Genomic DNA, 21,958 nt, shown 5'->3' with positions numbered 1-21,958 from the left:
GTTCCTGTGGTGGTTACTATATCTATTACTGTATCTACTGCACTTGGTGCACTTAATGTTACTGGTACCGTAGCTGTTCCGTCGCCTTCGCCTACGGTTACATCGCCTATTGTTACTGTTGGAGTCGCATCGTTATCAGTTATCGTTACTGTTCCGCTTGGGTCTGTATTACTGGTGTTACCACTAGTTACAGTACCATCTACTGTAAAGGTCTCGTCTGGTTCATCTGTTCCATCATCCGTGGTTGGTACAGTAACATTCACGGAAGTTGATCCTGCTGGTATCGTTACAGTTGTAGTTGTTACTGTGTAATCTGATGTACCTGCCGTGCCTGTAGTTGTTACTATATCCACTACAGTATCTACTGCACTTGCAACATCGATACTTACTGGAACTACTGCATCTACACCTTCTGTTACTGTAACATCGCCAATACTTACTGTTGGTGAAGGTGTATAACAAAAAGAAATATCTTGAATAGCCGAACCATGAACTGTACCAGGATTACAAGCTGTACATTCATCCCAAACTAAAGTAATGAAATTTATTCCGTTAGAACTTGAAAAATTAACACCAACTTCATCATTATCTGCAAATGTGCTATTGTTATTAGAATCAACAAAACCAGAAGTATTTGTTGTATATGATGGATTAGCAGATGGTGTAAATAATGGAAAAAGTGTACCCCCTCCAACTTCTGAGGCTGTAATTGTATAAGAATCACCGTTTGGTCCAGATCCATTAACATGAGCTAAATTAAATTCAACTTCATTTACAGGTTGTGAAAATGCTATAGTTATGGTTATACCAGTAGCATTAAATCCAGTGGTAAAAAACTGTAAAGCTTCCACTCCATTATCAGTAGCTACTTCAGGTGTATCACCTGCTCCAAAATTCCATCCTCCTAATGTACCAGTATCTCCTGTGAAAGAAATAGTTGCATTTAATCCTGAACCAGAAATATCATTAAAAGTGTTTGACAAAGCACCATCTGGTGTCCAATCAAACTCACTATTATTAGTTGGAGCAGTTTCCCAAATTAATGTTCCAGAAGTTCCTCCAGCACAAGGATCTACAATTGTTATTTGTAAATCACCATGATTAGAACTTACTCCTAAATCATCTTCTACACTAAATAAAATAGACGCGTCTCCAATATAATCTGTTTCAGGTACAAAAGTTACATTTCCATTATTATCAACAGTATAAGTACCAACACCTGATATAACTAAAGGATTACCAACACTACCTTGATTAGCAGCATTACTAGGATCAATTAACCTAACTGTAGTTGGATCTAAATTACCATCAGGATCACTCGATCCTGTTAATACATTTGTTGAGAATAAAGAATTTGCACTAATTGTATTCCCAAGATTATCAACAACAACTGGAGGTTCATTTACAACAACTGTATTTTCGATATCAAAAGTAACTTCTCCTAAAAAACTAATTGAATTTTGCCTGTTGTTACTATCATTAGAACTACCGTTTCTGAAATTTATGGTACTTATATTGGTATAATCTACTCTCACAACATACTCAGTGTTTGCCGCACTAATGCCTGGAGCAAAAGGTGAACCACTCTGGAATCGAGTCCAAGGACCATTTTGAGAAACCACTAATTCGGTTGCTGGTGAGCTTCCACCCTCAATTGTATATGAATCTGTAACTATAACTTCAAAATATTCAAAGCCATCTACATCAATTGCTTCAACAGAAAAAGTTTCTAGCCTTGCTCTTACTCCAACATCATTTGCATCTATTACAGTGCCATCCAAAACAAATTCAACTTGCCATTCTACATAACCATCTCCTGCTCCTGTATTTACAGTTGGCTCAAATCTATCATCAACACCTAAAGTAGAATCAATTGTAAACGCAGCTGCATCAGGTTCATCCATGTTTACCTTATCAATAATAGTAACAATGGCGTCAATTAATATTCCATCTGCAGAAAATTCAATATCTTGATAGATATATTTTGCACCTATTTGCTCATCTGCAACTCCATTAGCTAACAAAGTTGGACCTTGAGATAAGTTGAATGTCGGCTGAGTTTGAGTAAAAGCTAAGCTAATGCAAAAAAAAGATAGAAGAAAAAAAGCAAAAAAAGATTTGCTAAAGGAGAATCGAGTAAAGTTTATCATATTACTTAGGATATATTATAAATAGGAAAAATGCGTAAAACCTTGATGGCAATTAAAAATGCTGAGAGACGTTTTAACACAGTTTTAAAAAAAAATTTTGCAAATATAGAAAATTAACATATGTTAACAATGAATTTTTATTGTTAAATAAATTAACGGTTTAAAAGTACCATATTTTAGTATCATTGTTTACTATGATTAGTACGCACTCGCTACTCAATAAAATATAAAAAGCACTTTAATTCATTTTTGACACTAATAACCATATAAGGTCACATATTTAAGTCTTTTTTACTAATACCTCCGAAAGTATAATCATATTGGTTTTAAATTATATTTTTTATACCACTATATTTGCAATCGTTTTTAATTACACCCTATGACTTTTATTAAAGAAATAAATAGACGACGAACGTTTGGAATTATATCCCACCCTGATGCAGGAAAAACTACTTTAACTGAAAAATTATTACTTTTTGGTGGCGCAATTCAAGAAGCCGGCGCTGTAAAAAGTAATAAAATAAAGAAAGGAGCTACTAGTGATTTTATGGAAATTGAACGCCAACGTGGTATTTCTGTAGCAACCTCTGTTTTAGCATTTGAATATGATGGTATCAAAATTAATATTCTAGATACGCCAGGGCATAAAGATTTTGCAGAAGACACCTTTAGAACTTTAACTGCAGTTGATAGCGTAATAGTGGTTATTGATGTTGCCAAAGGTGTTGAGGAACAAACTGAAAAACTCGTTGAAGTTTGTAGAATGCGAAAGATACCTATGATTGTATTCATTAATAAAATGGATAGAGAGGGTAAAGATGCTTTTGATTTATTAGATGAGGTTGAGCAAAAATTAGGATTAAAAGTTGTGCCTTTGAGTTTCCCAATTGGAATGGGGTATGATTTTAAAGGAATTTATAATATTTGGGAAAAAAACATTAATTTATTTAGCGGTGATAGCAGACAAGACATTGAAGAAACCACAGAGGTTTCAGATTTATCGTCACCGGAATTAGACGAACTAATTGGTGAAGATTCAGCAAATACCTTAAGAGAAGAAACTGAACTAGTAGAAGGCATTTACCCAGATTTTAATAAAGAAGAATATCTTGATGGAAACCAGCAACCCGTATTTTTTGGGTCGGCATTAAATAATTTTGGAGTTAGAGAATTACTAGATTGTTTTGTTGAAATTGCTCCTAAACCCAGACCAAAACAAAGTGAAGAGCGTTTAGTAAAACCTGATGAGGATAAATTTAGTGGTTTCGTTTTTAAGATTCACGCCAATATGGATCCTAACCATAGAAACAGATTGGCTTTTGTAAAAATAGTCTCAGGTGAATTTAAAAGAAATACACCATACCTGCATGTAAGGCACAATAAGAAAGTGAAATTTTCAAGCCCAAATGCTTTTTTTGCTGAAAAAAAAGAGATTGTTGATATATCCTATCCCGGTGATATAGTTGGCTTACAAGATACTGGTACTTTTAAAATAGGGGATACTTTGACAGAAGGTGAAGTACTCAATTATAAAGGTGTGCCAAGTTTTTCACCAGAACATTTTAGATACATTAATAATGCAGACCCTTTAAAATCTAAACAGCTATATAAAGGTATTGATCAATTAATGGATGAAGGTGTTGCACAGTTATTTACTTTAGAACTTAATGGCAGAAAGGTTATAGGCACAGTTGGAGCTTTACAATATGAAGTTATACAATATAGGCTTGAACATGAGTATGGAGCAAAATGTACATACGAAAATTTGAATGTACATAAAGCCTGTTGGATTGAAGCCGAGAATGAAAAAAGTGAAGATTATAAGGAATTTATAAGAGTAAAACAACGCTTTTTAGCTAAAGACAAAAGAAATCAATTAGTCTTTTTAGCAGATTCCCCTTTTTCACTTCAAATGAGTCAACAAAAATACCCGAGTTTAAAGTTTCATTTTGTATCAGAGTTTAAATAAATACTCATCACAAAGAAAGTAAGAATACAAAAAAGCCTGTGAAAATCTCACAGGCTTTTTAAATTTTATTAAGCTTGACCTGTAGGTCCAAAATTTAAAGGCATTGGAGGTTGTTCATAATCTTTTATTTCTCCATGTGCATTTTCAAATCTAGTTACATTTTCACCTAAAGCTTTTAATAAACGTTTAGCATGTTGTGGTGTTAATATAATCCTAGATTTCACCTTATTTTTAGGAACCCCAGGCATAATATTTACAAAGTCTACAACAAATTCTGATACTGAATGATTTATAATCGCTAAATTAGAATAAGTACCTTCTGCTACCTTCTCATCTAACTCTATATTTATTTGTCCTTGTTTTTGTTTGTCTTTTTCTTCAGCCATAATATTAGTTTTAAATATAAAAAGCCTTCAAGTTATATATAACATGAAGGCTTTTATTTTATAGATTCCTACCTCCGCAGGAATAATAATTATTAATTATAATTCAATTCTTGTTTTACTTGCATCATTTCGTCGAACTCTTCTTTAGAGCCAACAATGATATCAGTATAACTTCTCATACCAGTACCTGCTGGAATTCTATGACCAACAATTACATTTTCTTTCAAGCCTTCTAAAGTATCAACTTTACCAGCAACTGCTGCTTCATTAAGCACTTTAGTTGTTTCTTGGAACGACGCTGCAGAAATAAACGATTTTGTTTGAAGTGAAGCTCTTGTAATACCTTGAAGTATTGGCGTTGCAGTTGCAGGTTGTGCATCTCTAGCCTCAACAAGTTTTTTATCTTCACGACGTAAAATTGAATTTTCATCTCTCAACTCACGAGGCGAAATTATTTGTCCTGCTTTAAGATTTCCTGAATCTCCAGCATCTTCAATAACTTTCATTCCAAAGATATCATCATTTTCTTTAATAAAATCTGCTTTATGAGCCAATTGGTCTTCTAAGAAAATAGTATCACCAGAATCAATGATTCTAACTTTACGCATCATCTGTCTTACAACAACTTCAAAATGCTTATCGTTAATCTTCACACCTTGTAAACGATATACTTCTTGTACCTCATTTACTAAGTATTGTTGAACCGCAGAAGGGCCTTTGATATTCAAGATATCATTAGGAGTAATAGAGCCATCTGATAAAGGCATACCTGCTTTTATAAAATCATTTTCTTGTACTAGAATTTGACTTGATAATTTCACTAAGTATTTCTTAATATCACCAGTTTTAGATTCTACTATAATCTCACGATTACCTCTTTTAATTTTCCCGAAAGAAACCACACCATCAATAGCACTTACCACTGCTGGATTAGAAGGATTACGTGCTTCAAACAACTCTGTTACACGAGGAAGACCACCAGTAATATCACCTGCTTTAGCAGATTTTCGTGGTATCTTAACTAAAATTTTACCAACTTCAATTTTGTCTCCATCATCAATCATTAAGTGCGCCCCAACTGGTAAGTTGTATGAACGGATTGTATCTCCTTTAGAATCTTCAATATGAAGTGTTGGAATAAGCTTTTTGTTTCTAGATTCAGAAATTACTTTTTCTTGGAAACCAGTTTGCTCATCAATTTCAACTTGGTATGTAACGCCTTGTTCAATGTTTTCATACTTCACTTTTCCAGCAAATTCTGAAATAATTACACCGTTATATGGGTCCCAAGTACAAACAACATCACCTTTACTTAGTTTATCACCATTTTTAATTAAAATAGTAGATCCGTAAGGAATATTGTTTGTACTTAAAGTAATACCTGTTTTCTTATCAGTAAGCTTAAGTTCAGATGTTCTAGAAATAACAATATCTACATCGTTTCCTTCACTATCCTGACCTTTAACTGTTTTTAAATCTTCAATTTCAGCAATACCATCAAACTTAACGGCTAAGTTGTTATCCTCCGAAATGTTACCCGCAATACCACCTACGTGGAATGTACGAAGTGTTAACTGCGTACCAGGTTCACCAATTGATTGTGCAGCAACTACACCAACAGCTTCACCTCGTTGCACCATTTTACCTGTTGCTAAATTACGACCGTAACATTTAGAACAGATACCTTGCAATGCTTCACAAGTTAATGCAGAACGTACTTCTAAGCTATCAATAGGTGATGCTTCAATAGCTTTTGCTATATCATCTTCAATTAATTGACCAGCTGAAACTAATAACTCATCAGTTAATGGATCATGAACATCATTTAATGATACACGTCCAACTATTCTTTCTTCTAATCTTTCAACGACTTCATCATTCTTCTTCAATGGTTCAACTTCAACACCTCTTAATGTACCACAATCTTCAGTATTGATAATAACATCTTGAGATACATCTACTAAACGACGCGTTAAGTAACCTGCATCGGCAGTTTTAAGAGCCGTATCTGCAAGTCCTTTACGTGCACCGTGAGTTGAGATAAAGTATTCTAAAATTGAAAGCCCCTCTTTAAAGTTAGAAAGAATTGGGTTTTCAATAATTGACCCTCCACCTGCTGTTGATTTTTTAGGCTTAGCCATTAATCCACGCATACCTGTAAGCTGACGAATCTGTTCTTTAGATCCACGAGCTCCAGAATCAAGCATCATAAACACCGAATTAAACCCTTGTTGATCTTCTCTAATACGCTTCATTGACAATTCAGTCAATTCAGCATTAGTTGAAGTCCAGATATCAATAACTTGGTTATAGCGTTCATTATTTGTAATAAGACCCATGTTATAGTTTCCAGTAATACCATCAACTAAACCATTGGCTTTATCAATCATACCTTGCTTTTCTGGTGGGATAATAATATCACCTAAACTAAATGATAATCCACCTTGAAATGCAAATTTGAAACCTAATGTTCTAATACTATCTAAGAAATCAGCACATTCAGGAACTGATGTTACTTTAAGAATGTCACCAATAATATCTCGTAAAGATTTCTTGGTTAATACTTGATTGATAAATCCAGCTGCTTGAGGAACATGTTGGTTGAATAATACTCTACCAACTGTAGTTTCAACAATCATTCTATCTAACTTACCATCTTCATTAATATCAATAGTTCTTACCTTGATACCTGCATTTAAATCAACTCTTTTCTCGTTAAAAGCAATTTCTACTTCCTCTGGAGAATAAAACGTTAAACCTTCACCTTGAATTGGCACTTCTGGAGTCGACTTACGCAACTTGGTCATATAGTACAGACCAAGTACCATATCCTGAGAAGGTACTGTTACCGGTGATCCATTTGCTGGATTTAAGATATTATGAGATGCTAACATTAATAATTGACATTCTAAAATAGCTTCTGGTCCAAGTGGTAAATGAACTGCCATCTGGTCACCATCAAAATCGGCATTAAATGCAGTACACACTAATGGGTGTAATTGGATTGCTTTCCCTTCAATTAATTTTGGTTGGAAAGCTTGTATACCCAAACGGTGTAATGTAGGCGCACGGTTTAGTAATACTGGATGTCCTTTAAGAACGTTTTCCAAAATATCCCAAACCACTGGCTCTCTTTTATCTATAATTTTCTTTGCAGATTTTACTGTTTTTACAATTCCTCTTTCAATTAATTTTCTAATTACAAAAGGTTTGTATAACTCAGCTGCCATATTCTTAGGCAACCCACATTCGAATAATTTTAATTCTGGACCAACAACAATTACAGAACGTGCAGAATAATCAACACGCTTACCAAGTAAATTTTGACGGAAACGCCCTTGCTTACCTTTAAGTGAATCTGATAATGATTTTAATGGTCTGTTAGAATCTGTTTTTACCGCTGATGACTTACGTGTGTTATCCAACAATGAATCAACAGACTCCTGAAGCATACGCTTTTCATTACGTAAAATTACTTCTGGTGCTTTAATTTCAACCAATCTTTTAAGACGGTTGTTACGAATAATTACACGACGGTATAAATCATTTAAATCTGAAGTTGCAAAACGACCACCATCTAACGGCACTAAAGGACGCAATTCTGGTGGAATAATTGGCACAACTTTCAAAATCATCCATTCAGGACGATTCTCTCTATTTAAATTAGATTCTTTTAAAGATTCAACAACTTGTAAACGCTTTAAAGCTTCTGTTTTACGTTGTTTTGACGTTTCAGTATTAGCTTTATGACGTAACTCGTATGATAAAGATTCTAAATCAATTCTTGCCAATAAATCTATTAAACATTCAGCACCCATTTTAGCTAAAAACTTATTTGGGTCGTCATCATCTAAATACTGATTATCTTGAGGAAGTGTTTCTAAAACGTTTAGGTATTCTTCTTCGGTAAGAAAATCCATTTTTTGTAATGGTTCACCTTCTTCATTTTTAGCATTACCTGGCTGAATTACTACATAGCGTTCGTAATAAATAATCATATCTAATTTCTTAGATGGTAAGCCTAATAAGTAACCTATTTTATTTGGTAAAGAACGGAAATACCAGATGTGAGCAACAGGAACAACTAAATTAATGTGTCCTACTCTATCACGACGTACTTTCTTTTCTGTTACTTCAACACCACAACGGTCACAAACGATTCCCTTGTAGCGAATTCTTTTATATTTTCCACAAGCACACTCATAATCCTTTACAGGACCAAAAATACGCTCACAGAACAAACCATCACGTTCAGGTTTGTGAGTTCGATAATTGATAGTTTCAGGTTTTAAAACTTCACCTCTAGACTCTGCTAAAATAGACTCTGGTGACGCTAAACCAATTGAGATTTTATTAAATCTCTTAACTGTATTTTTATCTTGTTTTCTTGCCATAATAAATGGTTGAAATGAATTTAATTAATTAACTACTCCTCTAATCTGATGTCTAAACCTAAACCTTTCAATTCGTGCATAAGTACGTTGAATGATTCTGGTAACCCTGGATCTGGCATTGGTTCACCTTTTACGATTGCTTCGTAAGTTTTGGCTCTACCAATAACATCATCAGATTTAACAGTTAAGATTTCACGTAAAGTACTAGATGCTCCATAAGCCTCAAGTGCCCAAACTTCCATCTCACCAAAACGCTGACCACCAAACTGTGCTTTACCACCTAATGGTTGTTGTGTTATTAATGAGTAAGGTCCAATAGAACGTGCATGCATTTTATCGTCTACCATGTGTCCTAGTTTCAACATATAAATCACACCAACTGTTGCTGGTTGATCAAAACGTGCTCCTGTTCCACCATCGTATAAATATGTATGACCATATCTTGGAATTCCAGCTTCATCTGTAAATCCATTAATTTGATCGATTGTAGCACCATCAAAAATTGGAGTAGCATACTTACGATCTAATTTTTGACCTGCCCAACCTAGAACAGTTTCATAAATCTGACCAATGTTCATACGCGACGGTACACCAAGTGGATTTAATACAATATCAACAGGGGTTCCATCTTCTAAAAACGGCATATCTTCTTGACGAACAATACGAGCAACAATACCTTTGTTACCATGACGTCCTGCCATTTTATCCCCAACTTTAAGTTTACGTTTTTTAGCGATATAAACTTTAGCCAATTTGATAATACCTGCTGGTAATTCATCACCTACAGAAATTGTAAACTTCTCACGTCTTAAAGATCCCTGTAAATCGTTTTCTTTAATTTTATAGTTATGAACTAAATCTGCTACTAATTTATTAGTATGATTATCAGTAGTCCATTTTCCTGAAACTAAATGCGCATAATCATCAACAGCGTTTAACATTTTAAGTGTGAATTTTTTACCTTTTGGTAGTACTTCTTCACCTAAATCATTAAAAATACCTTGAGCTGTTTTTCCGTTTACAATAGCAAACAATTTTTCAACTAAAACATCCTTCAACTCATCAAATTTTCTATCATATTGAGCCTCTAAAGCCATGATATCATCCTTGTCTTGAGCTCTTTTTCTCTTGTCTTTTACAGCTCTAGCGAATAATTTCTTTTCAATTACTACACCATGTAAAGAAGGTGAAGCTTTTAAAGAAGCATCTTTAACATCTCCTGCTTTATCACCAAAAATGGCACGTAATAATTTTTCTTCAGGTGTTGGATCAGATTCTCCTTTTGGAGTAATCTTACCAATTAAAATATCACCAGGTTTAACTTCAGCACCAACGCGAATCATTCCATGTTCATCTAAGTCTTTAGTAGCCTCTTCTGAAACGTTAGGAATATCATTTGTTAACTCTTCGTTACCTAATTTTGTATCTCTTACTTCTAAAGAATACTCATCAATATGAATAGATGTAAATATATCTTCACGTACTACTTTTTCCGAAATTACAATCGCATCCTCAAAGTTATACCCTTTCCAAGGCATAAAGGCTACTTTCATATTTCTACCTAAAGCAAGTTCTCCTTTTTGAGTCGCATAACCTTCACATAAAACCTGACCTTTAGAAACTTTATCTCCTTTAACCACAATTGGTTTAAGGTTAATAGAAGTTCCTTGGTTAGTTTTTCTGAATTTTACTAATTGATATGTTTTGACATCAGAATCGAAACTTACTTTAGCTTCATCTTCAGTACGATCATATTTTATCTTTATTTCATTAGCATCAACATAAAGTACTTCTCCATTACCTTCAGCATTAATCAATACTCTAGAATCTGACGCTACTTGACGTTCTAAACCAGTTCCTACTATAGGTGCATCTACTCTTAATAATGGTACTGCTTGACGCATCATGTTAGATCCCATTAAGGCTCTATTCGCATCATCATGCTCTAAGAAAGGAATTAATGACGCCGAAATAGACGAAATTTGATTTGGTGCTACATCCGTATAATGTAATTCGTTAGGATCAATTACAGGGAAATCACCTTCCATTCTGGCAATTACTTTATCATGTAAAATTTTACCACTATCATCAACTTCAACAGTTGCTTGAGCGATTAATTTTTCTTCTTCCTCTTCTGCACTTAAGTATGTTGGCGCATTTTTAATATCTACAACACCTTCTTCTACTTTTCTATATGGTGTTTCAATGAATCCCATCGAGTTCACTTTAGCAAATACTGAAAGTGATGAAATTAAACCAATATTTGGCCCCTCTGGTGTTTCAATAGGACATAAACGTCCGTAGTGTGTGTAGTGTACATCACGAACCTCAAACCCTGCTCTTTCTCTTGATAAACCACCTGGCCCAAGAGCTGAAAGACGACGCTTATGCGTAATTTCAGCAAGTGGATTGGTTTGATCCATAAATTGAGACAACTGGTTTGTTCCAAAAAATGAATTAATTACAGACGATAATGTCTTTGCATTAATTAAATCAATTGGAGTAAACACTTCGTTATCACGAACGTTCATACGTTCACGAATAGTACGAGCCATACGTGCTAAACCAACTCCAAATTGAGATGACAATTGCTCACCAACAGTACGAACACGACGGTTAGATAAGTGATCAATATCATCAATCTCTGCTTTTGAGTTGATAAGCTCAATTAAGTATTTTATGATAGTAATGATATCTTCTTTAGTAAGCACTTGCTTATCCATTCCAATATCAAGACCTAATTTTTTATTCATTCTATAACGACCTACTTCTCCTAAAGAGTAACGTTGGTCTGAGAAGAATAACTTATCTATAATACCACGTGCTGTTTCTTCATCTGGCGGCTCAGCATTACGTAATTGTCTATAGATATGTTCAACAGCCTCTTTTTCAGAGTTTGTTGGATCTTTTTGAAGTGTGTTATGAATAATAGCATAATCACCTTGCTCATTACTTTCTTTATGTAAAAGAATTGTTTTAACTTCAACTTCAAGAATTTCTTCAATATTTTCTTTATCAAGGATTGTATCACGATCAAGCACAATTTCGTTACGCTCGATAGAAACAACTTCTCCAGTATCTTCGTCAACAAAATCCTCATGCCATGTATTTAATACACGAGCAGCTAATTTTCTTCCTAAGTATTTCTTTAATCCAGATTTTGATACTTTAACTTCTTCAGCTAAATCAAAAATCTCTAAAATATCTTTATCTCGCTCAAAACCGATAGCTCTGAAAAGTGTAGTAACAGGTAATTTTTTCTTTCTATCAATGTATGCATACATCACTTGGTTGATGTCTGTAGCAAATTCAATCCAAGATCCTTTGAATGGTATAACTCTTGCTGAGTATAATTTTGTTCCATTGGCATGGAAAGATTGACCAAAGAAAACCCCAGGTGAACGGTGTAATTGAGATACTACAACACGTTCTGCACCGTTGATACAAAATGTACCTGAAGGTGTCATATAAGGTATAGTTCCAAGATACACATCTTGAACAATAGTTTCGAAATCCTCGTGTTCAGGGTCTGTACAATACAACTTTAACCTAGCTTTTAGCGGAACGCTATATGTCAATCCTCTTTCAATACACTCTTCAATAGCATATCTTGGTGGATCTACGAAGTAATCTAAAAATTCTAAAACGAATTGATTACGTGAATCTGTTATTGGGAAGTTTTCCATGAAGGTATTATAAAGACCTTCATCTCCTCTTTCTTCAGATTTTGTTTCTAATTGGAAAAAATCCTGGAAGGATTTAATCTGGATATCCAAGAAATCTGGATATTCTGTTTTGTTTACAATAGACGAGAAATTTAATCTTTCAGCTTGTGTTGATAACATCAATGGACGGAATTTTGATTAAAAAATATTTTGATAGTGCTTTTAAACACTAGTAAAACAGCGAAATATCTAACCTACTTAGAAAGCCGTTTTTGCATTTTATTTGCGTATATCATTATATACGCAAAATGGTCTAGGTGTTATCCCGCCTATTGCGGGATATACCTAAACCTTTGTATTGTTGAGTAGTAAAACTTACTTAAGCTCTACCTCTGCTCCAGCTTCTTCTAAAGATGCTTTTAAAGCTTCCGCTTCATCTTTAGCTACACCTTCTTTGATTGCACTTGGTGCATCATCAACTAAACCTTTAGCTTCTTTTAATCCTAAACCAGTTAATTCCTTAACTAATTTTACTACAGCTAGTTTAGAACCACCTGCCGCTTTTAAGATTACATCAAATTCAGTTTGCTCTTCTGCAGCGTCTCCACCAGCAGCAGCACCTCCAGCAGCAACAGCTACAGCTGCAGCAGCAGGTTCGATACCATACTCATCTTTTAATATAGTTGCTAACTCATTTACTTCTTTTACTGATAAGTTAACTAATTGTTCTGCGAAATCTTTTAAATCTGCCATTTTTCTATCGTTTTAATAATTTTGTAATAATATATTTGTAATAAAGTGCGTACTATTTAATACTATCCTTCTTTTTCAGATAGTGTTTTAATAATTCCAGCTAAAGTTCCTCCACCCGATTTAAGTGCAGAAATAACATTCTTAGCAGGAGATTGTAACAATGTTACAATTTCTCCAAGTAACTCTTCTTTAGACTTGATATCTACTAACATGTCTAATTGTTCGTCACCAATGTAAACTGCTTCCTCAATAAAAGCTCCTTTTAATAAAGGCTTTTCAGATTTTTTACGGAAGTTTTTAATTAATTTAGCTGGTGCATTACCTGTTTCAGAATACATCACAGATGTATTTCCTTTTAAAACTGTTGCAAGGTCTCCAAACTCTTTATCAGAAGCCTCCATTGCTTTTTCAAGTAATGTATTTTTAACAACTGCCATTTGCACGTTTGCTTTAAAAGCAGCACGACGCAAATCTGAGGTACTACCTGCATTTAATCCTGAAATATCTGTTAAATAGATATTTGCATTATTAGCTAATTCTGCAGTTAAGTCCTCAATTACTTGTGATTTTTCTTCTCTTGTCATAATTTAAAGTTTTAACTTAATTAACCAATTTTAGGATCAATTGCTAAACTTGGGCTCATTGTAGAAGACATAAATATGCTTTTTACGTAAACACCCTTAGCGGTTGTCGGTTTTAGTTTCATTAATGTTGTTAATAATTCATTTGCGTTACCCGCAATTTTATCAGCACTAAAAGATGCTTTTCCTATAGCCGCGTGAACGATTCCAGTTTTATCAACTTTAAAGTCAATTTTACCAGCTTTTACTTCACTTACTGCTTTTGCAACATCCATAGTTACCGTACCAGTTTTTGGGTTAGGCATTAAACCACGAGGACCTAATACACGTCCTAAAGGACCTAATTTACCCATAACACTTGGCATAGTTACGATAACGTCAACGTCTGTCCAACCACCTTTAATTTTATCAAGGTACTCGTCTAAACCAACGTAATCTGCACCAGCTTCTTTAGCTTCCGCTTCTTTATCTGGTGTAACTAATGCTAATACTTTCATGTCTTTACCAGTTCCGTGTGGTAATGAAACTACACCTCTAACCATTTGATTAGCTTTACGAGGATCTACTCCTAAACGCACTGCTAAATCAATTGATGAATCGAACTTAGTATTGGTAATTTCCTTTATTAAGGCTGATGCTTCATCAACAGAATAAATTTTACCTTTTTCAATTTTTGCTAAAGCCTCTTTTTGCTTTTTTGTTAATCTTGCCATTTTCTAATGTCTTTAATAGATTAAGAAGGAAATTTTCCTGTTACAGTGATTCCCATAGATCTTGCTGTGCCAGCAACCATTTTCATAGCAGACTCAATAGTAAATGCATTTAAATCTACCATTTTGTCTTCTGCGATGGTTTTAACCTGATCCCAAGATACTTTAGCTACTTTTTTTCGGTTTGGCTCTCCAGACCCTTTCTTCACTTTTGCAGATTCTAATAATTGAACTGCTGCCGGTGGAGTTTTAATTACAAAGTCAAATGATTTGTCTTTGTAAACAGATATAACCACTGGTAATACTTTACCTGGTTTATCTTGGGTTCTGGCATTGAATTGCTTACAGAACTCCATGATATTAACACCTGCAGCTCCTAAAGCGGGTCCAACCGGTGGCGATGGATTCGCAGCACCTCCCCGAACTTGTAACTTAACTACTTTACCTAATTCTTTTGCCATTTTTAATAATTTAATTTTTGATGTTATCTCTCTTTTGGAAGCGAAAGACTCATCTATCTAATGTAACACTATTATACTTTTTCAACTTGCATATAACTCAATTCTAATGGTGTTTTTCTTCCAAAAATCTTAACCATTACTTCTAGTTTACGCTTTTCTTCATTTATTTTTTCGATAGTACCATCAAAACCATTGAAAGGTCCATCTATTACTTTTACTGTTTCTCCTTTTGTAAAAGGAATAGCCACATTTGCTGACTCTTCTACTGCTAGTTCATCAACTTTACCTAACATTCTGTTTACCTCAGATTGTCTTAATGGTACAGGATCACCTCCTTTTGTTTCTCCTAAAAAACCAATAACGTTTGTAACAGACCTTATAATATGAGGAACCTCACCAGTTAAATTAGCTTGTATCATAATATAACCTGGAAAAAACGTTTTTTCTTTTTGAATTTTCTTTCCGTTACGGATTTGAATTACTTTTTCTGTTGGCACAAGTACTTGATCAACATAATCTTGTAAACCTAAACGAGTAATTTCATTCTCGATATATGTTTTAATTTTGTTTTCTTGACCGCTTACTGCACGAACAACATACCATTTTTTTTCGCTTACCTCAGACATAAATTTCCCTTTTAACCGTTAATCCATTGAAAGTAAGCTGCTATAACTTTACTAAAAACTGTATCTACTCCCCAAATAGCGAGAGAGAATATAATTGAAAATACAGCAACTAAAACTGTTAAACTTTGTGCCTCAGCCCATGTAGGCCATGTCACATTGTTTTTTAGTTCTCCGAATGATTCTTTTATATAATTTACAATTCCAGCCATGATATTATTTTTTTAATCTAAATTGAAATACTACTCAATCTTATATTGCACGGGTTGAGAGACTCGAACTCCCGACACCTGGTTTTGGAGACCAGTGCTCTACCAACTGAGCTAAACCCGTAAATATAAGTCAAGGTATTCCGTAAAAACGGAATACCTTAGCTTATAATATATATTTAAACTTGAATTAGTCTAAAATCTCAGTTACCTGACCTGCACCAACTGTTCTACCTCCTTCACGAATAGCAAAACGTAAACCTACGTTCATTGCAATTGGTTGGATTAACTCAACAGTAATAGTTAAGTTATCTCCAGGCATAACCATTTCAACTCCTGATGGAAGCGCAATGTTTCCAGTTACATCCGTTGTACGTACGTAAAACTGTGGACGGTAGTTGTTATGGAATGGAGTGTGACGCCCACCTTCTTCTTTCTTAAGGATATAAACCTCAGCTTTAAAGTTAGAGTGTGGCGTTACAGAACCTGGCTTAGTAATTACCATACCTCTAGAGATTTGAGATTTCTCAATACCTCTTAATAAGATACCAGCATTATCACCAGCTTCTCCTCTATCTAATATTTGACGGAACATTTCAATACCAGTAATAGTAGACGTTAATTTTTCAGCACCCATACCTATAATTTCTACAGGATCTCCAGTGTTTGCAACGCCAGTTTCAATACGACCAGTTGCAACAGTACCACGACCAGTAATAGAGAATACATCTTCTATAGGCATTAAGAAAGGCTTGTCCATATCACGTACAGGCTCTTCAATCCAATCATCACATGCTTGCATTAATTCCATTACAGTATCAACCCACTTTTTCTCACCGTTAAGTGCACCTAAAGCTGAACCAGAAATTACAGGACCATTATCTCCATCATACTCATAGAAAGATAATAAATCTCTAATTTCCATATCTACTAATTCTAATAACTCTTCATCATCAACCATATCCACTTTGTTCATGAATACAACAATACGAGGAATTCCTACCTGACGTCCTAATAAGATATGCTCACGAGTTTGTGGCATAGGACCATCTGTAGCAGCTACTACTAAAATAGCACCATCCATTTGTGCAGCACCTGTTACCATGTTCTTTACATAATCCGCGTGACCTGGACAGTCAACGTGAGCATAGTGACGGTTAGCTGTTTGATATTCAACGTGAGATGTGTTAATTGTAATACCTCTCTCTTTTTCTTCAGGAGCATTATCAATTTGATCGAAGTCTTTTGCTTCTGATAAACCTGCATCAGCTAATACTTTAGTAATAGCAGCAGTTAAAGTTGTTTTACCGTGATCTACGTGTCCAATTGTACCAATGTTTAAGTGTGGTTTTGAACGATCGAAAGTTGCCTTTGCCATGTTTTTAAATAATTTTAATCTTAGTTATAAATAATATTAGTGTATTCTATTTTCTAAACCCTATATAATAGAGCCAATGACGAGATTTGAACTCGTGACCTCTTCCTTACCAAGGAAACGCTCTACCCCTGAGCTACACCGGCGTAAAGTTTTTATTTCCTACTCTTCCAAACACAACCTTTTTGATTATATTAATTTGAAAGAAGAGATTTCTGCCTTCGCAGAAATTTTAGAGCGGGAGACCAGGTTCGAACTGGCGACATTCAGCTTGGAAGGCTGACGCTCTACCAACTGAGCTACTCCCGCAATTTTCAATAAACTTACGTTTATTAAGTATTTCAATATTTCAATAAATATTTTAAAAAAGTTGTGGGGAGAGCAGGATTCGAACCTGCGAAGACGTAGTCAGCAGATTTACAGTCTGCCCTCGTTGGCCGCTTGAGTATCTCCCCATTAACTTATTTCAATATTTTAAGAACTTGAGCCGATGGAGGGACTCGAACCCACGACCTGCTGATTACAAATCAGCTGCTCTAGCCAGCTGAGCTACATCGGCTTTTTACGATTTTTTACCAAAAAAACCACATAAAAAAAGCCCGCTATTTCTAACGGACTGCAAATGTATAGTTTTTTTACTTTATTCAAAACATTTTTTGAAAATTTTTACTATAAATGTGGTCTTAATTTTTCTTTTCTCTTTTTAAGTTGTCTTTCTAGTGTTGCAACTGCCATATCTGCCCCTTCTTCGAACGTTTTACATTGTTTTTTAACTACAAAGCTATCCCCTGGCACACTTACCTTAGCTTCAAATATTTTATTTTCTTTAGCACTTGTATTTTCAACTTTTAAAAAAACATCAGATTTAATGACTTTATCATAATACATATCTAATTTGTCCATGCGTTGTTGAACAAAGTCTATCAACTTTTGGTCTGCATTAAAATTTACTGATTGTGTGTTTACTTTCATAATCGTTTTAATTGGTTAGACAATATTTTTATAAATGCTACTTTTTATTTCTTGGATGCGCATTAATGTGCACTTTTTTTAATTCTGCTATACTATTATGTGTATAAACTTGCGTAGCAGCTAAACTTGAATGTCCTAGGAGTTCTTTAACAGCATTTAAATCTGCACCTTGGTTTAACAAATGCGTAGCGAAGGAGTGCCTAAGAATATGTGGACTCTTCTTTACTTTTGAAGATGCGAAACTAAAATACTGATTTATTATTCTGTAAACAAGTGTTTCATATATTTTAATGCCTTTTTTTGTTAAAAAGAGATTTTCTTTATCTGAAATACTTTCTAACATACTCCTTTTTTTTAAATACTTACCTGCTGTTTGTACTACTGATTTTAATAACGGAACGATGCGCTCTTTATTTCTTTTACCTAGCACTTTTAACGTATTATTATTTAAATCTAAATTTGATAATTTGAGTTGAACAAGTTCTATTCTCCTAATACCAGTTGAATAAAATAATTCAATAATAAATTTATCTCGAACACTTTCAAAATCGTCAGCAAAGTTTAAATCGTCTAGAACTGTTTTTATTTCTGCTTCAGAAAATGGTACTTGAATTTTTTTACTTGTATTTAGTGCTTTGTGTTTTGATAAAGGATTAAGTTTAATATCTCCAATCTTTAAAAGAAATTTATAATAGGTATTTAATGCTGATACCTTTCGGTTAATGCTTCTGTTTGATAAACCACTTTCTACCAGTGCTACTATCCAGCTTCGTATTTGGCCGTAGTTTACTTTGTTTATGGAATTGGTTTCATATTCTTCTTTTATGAAATTTGAAAAATCTTCTAAATCATTTTGATATGCTTTTACTGTTAACTTAGAGTAGTTTTTTTCTAGCAGTAGGTATTCTGTAAAAGGTAGAAAAGACAAAGTTTAGATTGTTAGAAGGTTAGATTTTTAGACTTCTTGTATTGTTCTAGATAAATGTACAATCTTTTATTTAATAATCGAGCAAAAAAAACCCACTATAAATAGCGGGATTTTCAAATTATAATAAAAGAAGTTAATTAAACCTCTTCTGCATCTCTTAATGTTTGGATGTATTGCGCTTTTTTAACTTGCGCTCTACGCTCAACTGAGGGTTTAGTAAACTGCTTGCGTTCTTGCAACTGGTTTTTAATCGTTGTTTTTACAAACTTATGTTTGTAACGCTTTAATGCTCTATCTATATTTTCTCCTTCTTTAACGGGTATTTTTAACATAGTGTATTAACCTCCTCTCTTTTAGAATTTTCAAGGCGCAAATATAAAAAGTAATTTAGAATTTGCAATTGTTTGGTTTGGTGTTTTTTACATTTTAATTTGTAAAAATTTTCAACTATATTCGTATAACATTCTAATGTAAAACATTAACAAAAATTTCATATATGTCTTATGTTATGGGCAATTAATCCAAATCCTTGCACAAATTAATCAAAATTTATCATTTATGGACAAGAAAGAAAACAAGATCACACGCAGAAAATTTGTCAATTTAGGAGCCAAAAGTTACGCTAGTCTTCATTTAGCTACAATTCTTCCTAGTTCGATACTTGGCTCTACTAGTCATAGACCTACAAAAACTTCAACTTTTCATGGTGTATGTTACCATGACTGTCCTGATTCATGTAGTTGGAAGGTTGAAGTACAAGATGGTAGAGTCGTTTCTTTTGGTGGTGACAAAGCGAACCCTTTTACAGCAGGCAAACTATGTGGAAAGATGGAAACTTTCCCTGAGGACATTACATATCACCCCGATAGATTGCTCACACCAATGAAGCGAATTGGAAAAAAAGGAGAAGGAAAATTTGAAGCCATTAGCTGGGAACAGGCCATCCTTGAAGTGGGAGATCAGCTCAAGGAAACAATTGCTCGGCATGGCAGTGAATCAGTCCTGTCTCACGGATACATGGGAACCCAAAGCCTGATACAAAAGTCCGTGATGAGTAGCCGGTTTTTTGCCCGAATGGAAGCTTCCGTTATTGCGCATACGATTTGTGGAGGTGCTGTAATACCGGCAAACTTTGAAGTGAATGGCACAGCAATGGGTGTGCTGCCAGAAGATATGGTTCACAGTCGATACATCATCCTTTGGGGCACCAACACTAAAAAATCTAATGTTCACCAATGGCCTTACGTTTTAAAAGCAAGGAAAGCTGGGGCAAAAATCATCGTTGTAGATCCTTTTGTTTCTGCTACGGCCAAAGAAGCCGATTGGCATATTCAACCACTGCCTGGTACCGATGTAGCACTGGCTTTGGGAATGATGAATGTTATTATTACTGAAGGTTTGGTAGATCAAGATTATATTGACAATTACACCTCAGGTTATAAAGATTTAAAGGAACACGTCAAGTCCTATGACCCCAAAAGCGTTTCAAATATCTGCGGTTTACCGGAAGAGGACATTATCCAATTGGCCAAGGAGTATGCCAACGGTAACCCCTCGCTGATTCGTATTCTGGTTGGGATTGAGCACAATTACAACGGTGGAGACGGCACTAGAGCGGTGGCTATATTACCATCATTAACCGGAGCATGGCGCAAACTAGGTGGTGGCTTGATGCATATGACTTTTGAGATGAGCGGTCGTGCACTCAACTGGGAGCGACTAGGCTATCACGATCGAATGCCAACAAAACCGAAGCGTGCGCTTAGCATGGTTCAGATTGGACAGCTACTCAATAACCCCGACCTAAATCCGGCTATCAAATCGATTTTTATTTATAATTCGAATCCAATGGTCACGGCACCCAATGCAAACCTGACCAAAAAAGGGCTCGAGCGCGAAGACCTACTGACCGTGGTATTGGAGCATTTCATGACCGAGACTGCAAAATATGCGGATTACGTATTCCCGGCGACAACACAGCTTGAACATTGGGACATTGGGGATTCTTGGGGTCAATTGTATATCAACATCAATCAACCAGCTATTGCCCCACTAGGTGAAGCCAAACCGAACAGCGAATTTTTCCGACTATTGGCAAAGAAAATGGGGTATACGGAGGAATGTTTCAAAGAATCTGACAAGGATATTGTAAAATCAGCTTTTGATTCAAATCATCCCTATTTGGAGGGAATTGATTTTGACTACATGCAAGAAAACGGCTGGGCGAGGTACAAAATTCCTGAACCTTTTTTACCTCATAAGGAAGGCAACTTCGGTACAGCCAGCGGCAAATGCGAATTTATTAGTCCAAGCAGCCGCCTCCCGGCGTACAAGGATGTAGCCTATTCTGAGTTGGAAAAATCCGATTTTCCATTGCAGCTTTTGACAATTAAAAACACAAAAGGGTTTCATAACTCCTCGCATGCCAATGTCAAACACCTCAGGCAAAAAGAAGGCCGTCTATGGCTTGACATACATCCGGAAGACGCAAATGCACGTAATATCCAAAATGGGGATGAATTGATGGCATTCAACCAACGTGGCAAAGTAATCCTCGAAGCGAAAATTACAAAGCGAATTCGGCCAGGAGTAGTATGTATGCCACATGGTTACTGGCCTTCATTGGTCAAAGGTGGCCAGGCATCCAACAACCTAACTGATGATCGATTGACAGACATCATGCTCTGGGGTGGAGGGGCCGCATTTCAAGATTGTCGCGTTCAGGTAGTAAAGACATAAGTTTAAAATAGGTAAACATATACCTAACAATCTCTAAAAATCA

General features: G+C 35.0%; 16 protein-coding genes and 5 tRNA genes. 2 read left to right on the top strand and 19 right to left on the bottom strand.

Features of this window, described 5'->3' with window-relative positions; genetic code table 11:
* Nucleotides 1-2,024, bottom strand: a 2,024-nt coding sequence (locus Q0870_RS09935; RefSeq protein ID WP_298555212.1) for a Calx-beta domain-containing protein, incomplete at its 3' end; no start/stop codon positions are given.
* Nucleotides 2,025-2,529: 505 nt separating this feature from the next.
* Here Q0870_RS09935 and Q0870_RS09930 point away from each other — a divergent pair.
* Complete coding sequence (locus Q0870_RS09930; protein WP_298555209.1) at nucleotides 2,530-4,119, top strand: peptide chain release factor 3; 1,590 nt, start codon at nucleotides 2,530-2,532, stop codon at nucleotides 4,117-4,119.
* Nucleotides 4,120-4,187: 68 nt separating this feature from the next.
* Here Q0870_RS09930 and Q0870_RS09925 read toward each other — a convergent pair whose 3' ends face one another.
* The 18 genes from Q0870_RS09925 to rpsU all read right to left on the bottom strand — a co-directional run bounded on the left by Q0870_RS09925 (nucleotide 4,188) and on the right by rpsU (nucleotide 19,508).
* On the bottom strand, nucleotides 4,188-4,505 hold the full coding sequence (locus tag Q0870_RS09925) for a DUF3467 domain-containing protein (protein WP_298555205.1): 318 nt from the start codon (nucleotides 4,503-4,505) through the stop codon (nucleotides 4,188-4,190).
* 92 nt (nucleotides 4,506-4,597) lie between these two features.
* A complete protein-coding gene (gene rpoC, locus Q0870_RS09920) occupies nucleotides 4,598-8,899 on the bottom strand; it encodes a DNA-directed RNA polymerase subunit beta' (protein ID WP_298555202.1) in 4,302 nt (1,433 codons plus the stop codon).
* Between the two features lie 32 nt (nucleotides 8,900-8,931).
* Complete coding sequence (gene rpoB / locus Q0870_RS09915) at nucleotides 8,932-12,744, bottom strand: DNA-directed RNA polymerase subunit beta (RefSeq protein ID WP_298555199.1); 3,813 nt, start codon at nucleotides 12,742-12,744, stop codon at nucleotides 8,932-8,934.
* Between the two features lie 195 nt (nucleotides 12,745-12,939).
* The gene (rplL, locus tag Q0870_RS09910) at nucleotides 12,940-13,317 is read right to left on the bottom strand and encodes a 50S ribosomal protein L7/L12 (protein WP_298555196.1); all 378 of its coding nucleotides are present in this window, start codon (nucleotides 13,315-13,317) and stop codon (nucleotides 12,940-12,942) included.
* 62 nt (nucleotides 13,318-13,379) lie between these two features.
* A complete protein-coding gene (rplJ, locus tag Q0870_RS09905) occupies nucleotides 13,380-13,901 on the bottom strand; it encodes a 50S ribosomal protein L10 (protein ID WP_298555194.1) in 522 nt (173 codons plus the stop codon).
* A gap of 20 nt (nucleotides 13,902-13,921) precedes the next feature.
* Entirely contained in the window at nucleotides 13,922-14,611 is a 690-nt protein-coding gene (gene rplA / locus Q0870_RS09900) for a 50S ribosomal protein L1 (protein WP_298555192.1), read from the bottom strand.
* 20 nt (nucleotides 14,612-14,631) lie between these two features.
* Complete coding sequence (gene rplK, locus Q0870_RS09895) at nucleotides 14,632-15,069, bottom strand: 50S ribosomal protein L11 (RefSeq protein ID WP_271559721.1); 438 nt, start codon at nucleotides 15,067-15,069, stop codon at nucleotides 14,632-14,634.
* A 71-nt stretch (nucleotides 15,070-15,140) separates the two neighbouring features.
* Complete coding sequence (gene nusG / locus Q0870_RS09890; RefSeq protein WP_298555189.1) at nucleotides 15,141-15,695, bottom strand: transcription termination/antitermination protein NusG; 555 nt, start codon at nucleotides 15,693-15,695, stop codon at nucleotides 15,141-15,143.
* 11 nt (nucleotides 15,696-15,706) lie between these two features.
* Nucleotides 15,707-15,904: a preprotein translocase subunit SecE gene (gene secE, locus Q0870_RS09885; RefSeq protein ID WP_298346448.1), complete on the bottom strand. Its 198-nt coding sequence runs from the start codon at nucleotides 15,902-15,904 to the stop codon at nucleotides 15,707-15,709.
* Nucleotides 15,905-15,952: 48 nt separating this feature from the next.
* A tRNA-Trp gene (locus Q0870_RS09880) sits at nucleotides 15,953-16,025 on the bottom strand.
* A gap of 66 nt (nucleotides 16,026-16,091) precedes the next feature.
* Nucleotides 16,092-17,279 (bottom strand): elongation factor Tu, encoded by a 1,188-nt coding sequence (tuf, locus tag Q0870_RS09875; RefSeq protein ID WP_298555186.1) that lies wholly within the window; start codon nucleotides 17,277-17,279, stop codon nucleotides 16,092-16,094.
* A gap of 71 nt (nucleotides 17,280-17,350) precedes the next feature.
* A tRNA-Thr gene (locus Q0870_RS09870) sits at nucleotides 17,351-17,422 on the bottom strand.
* A 90-nt stretch (nucleotides 17,423-17,512) separates the two neighbouring features.
* Nucleotides 17,513-17,585 (bottom strand) — tRNA-Gly (locus Q0870_RS09865).
* Nucleotides 17,586-17,649: 64 nt separating this feature from the next.
* Nucleotides 17,650-17,731 (bottom strand) — tRNA-Tyr (locus tag Q0870_RS09860).
* Nucleotides 17,732-17,761: 30 nt separating this feature from the next.
* Nucleotides 17,762-17,835, bottom strand: a tRNA-Thr gene (locus tag Q0870_RS09855).
* Nucleotides 17,836-17,945: 110 nt separating this feature from the next.
* A complete protein-coding gene (raiA, locus tag Q0870_RS09850; RefSeq protein WP_298555184.1) occupies nucleotides 17,946-18,248 on the bottom strand; it encodes a ribosome-associated translation inhibitor RaiA in 303 nt (100 codons plus the stop codon).
* A gap of 37 nt (nucleotides 18,249-18,285) precedes the next feature.
* Entirely contained in the window at nucleotides 18,286-19,176 is an 891-nt protein-coding gene (locus Q0870_RS09845) for a tyrosine-type recombinase/integrase (RefSeq protein WP_298555183.1), read from the bottom strand.
* A 137-nt stretch (nucleotides 19,177-19,313) separates the two neighbouring features.
* A complete protein-coding gene (rpsU, locus tag Q0870_RS09840) occupies nucleotides 19,314-19,508 on the bottom strand; it encodes a 30S ribosomal protein S21 (protein ID WP_298555182.1) in 195 nt (64 codons plus the stop codon).
* Nucleotides 19,509-19,734: 226 nt separating this feature from the next.
* On the opposite strand from rpsU, the gene Q0870_RS09835 reads away from it, so the two are divergent.
* Complete coding sequence (locus tag Q0870_RS09835) at nucleotides 19,735-21,915, top strand: molybdopterin-dependent oxidoreductase (RefSeq protein ID WP_298555181.1); 2,181 nt, start codon at nucleotides 19,735-19,737, stop codon at nucleotides 21,913-21,915.
* Nucleotides 21,916-21,958 lie beyond the last annotated feature (43 nt).

The sequence above is a fragment of the uncultured Algibacter sp. genome, assembly GCF_947487575.1.
Lineage (GTDB): Bacteria > Bacteroidota > Bacteroidia > Flavobacteriales > Flavobacteriaceae > Algibacter_B.
Note: the sequence above shows the minus strand (reverse complement) of the source record. Positions and strands in the feature narration are given on the sequence as shown.

Excerpts from the sequence above, each read along its gene's own strand:
- Q0870_RS09925 (WP_298555205.1), bottom strand. The coding sequence starts at position 4,505 with ATGGCTGAAGAAAAAGACAAACAAAAACAAGGACAAATAAATATAGAG.
- rpoC (WP_298555202.1), bottom strand. The coding sequence starts at position 8,899 with ATGGCAAGAAAACAAGATAAAAATACAGTTAAGAGATTTAATAAAATC.
- rplL (WP_298555196.1), bottom strand. The coding sequence starts at position 13,317 with ATGGCAGATTTAAAAGATTTCGCAGAACAATTAGTTAACTTATCAGTA.
- secE (WP_298346448.1), bottom strand. The coding sequence starts at position 15,904 with ATGGCTGGAATTGTAAATTATATAAAAGAATCATTCGGAGAACTAAAA.
- rplK (WP_271559721.1), bottom strand. The coding sequence starts at position 15,069 with ATGGCAAAAGAATTAGGTAAAGTAGTTAAGTTACAAGTTCGGGGAGGT.
- Q0870_RS09930 (WP_298555209.1), top strand. The coding sequence starts at position 2,530 with ATGACTTTTATTAAAGAAATAAATAGACGACGAACGTTTGGAATTATA.
- rplA (WP_298555192.1), bottom strand. The coding sequence starts at position 14,611 with ATGGCAAGATTAACAAAAAAGCAAAAAGAGGCTTTAGCAAAAATTGAA.
- nusG (WP_298555189.1), bottom strand. The coding sequence starts at position 15,695 with ATGTCTGAGGTAAGCGAAAAAAAATGGTATGTTGTTCGTGCAGTAAGC.
- rplJ (WP_298555194.1), bottom strand. The coding sequence starts at position 13,901 with ATGACAAGAGAAGAAAAATCACAAGTAATTGAGGACTTAACTGCAGAA.
- Q0870_RS09835 (WP_298555181.1), top strand. The coding sequence starts at position 19,735 with ATGGACAAGAAAGAAAACAAGATCACACGCAGAAAATTTGTCAATTTA.
- rpoB (WP_298555199.1), bottom strand. The coding sequence starts at position 12,744 with ATGTTATCAACACAAGCTGAAAGATTAAATTTCTCGTCTATTGTAAAC.
- tuf (WP_298555186.1), bottom strand. The coding sequence starts at position 17,279 with ATGGCAAAGGCAACTTTCGATCGTTCAAAACCACACTTAAACATTGGT.
- raiA (WP_298555184.1), bottom strand. The coding sequence starts at position 18,248 with ATGAAAGTAAACACACAATCAGTAAATTTTAATGCAGACCAAAAGTTG.
- rpsU (WP_298555182.1), bottom strand. The coding sequence starts at position 19,508 with ATGTTAAAAATACCCGTTAAAGAAGGAGAAAATATAGATAGAGCATTA.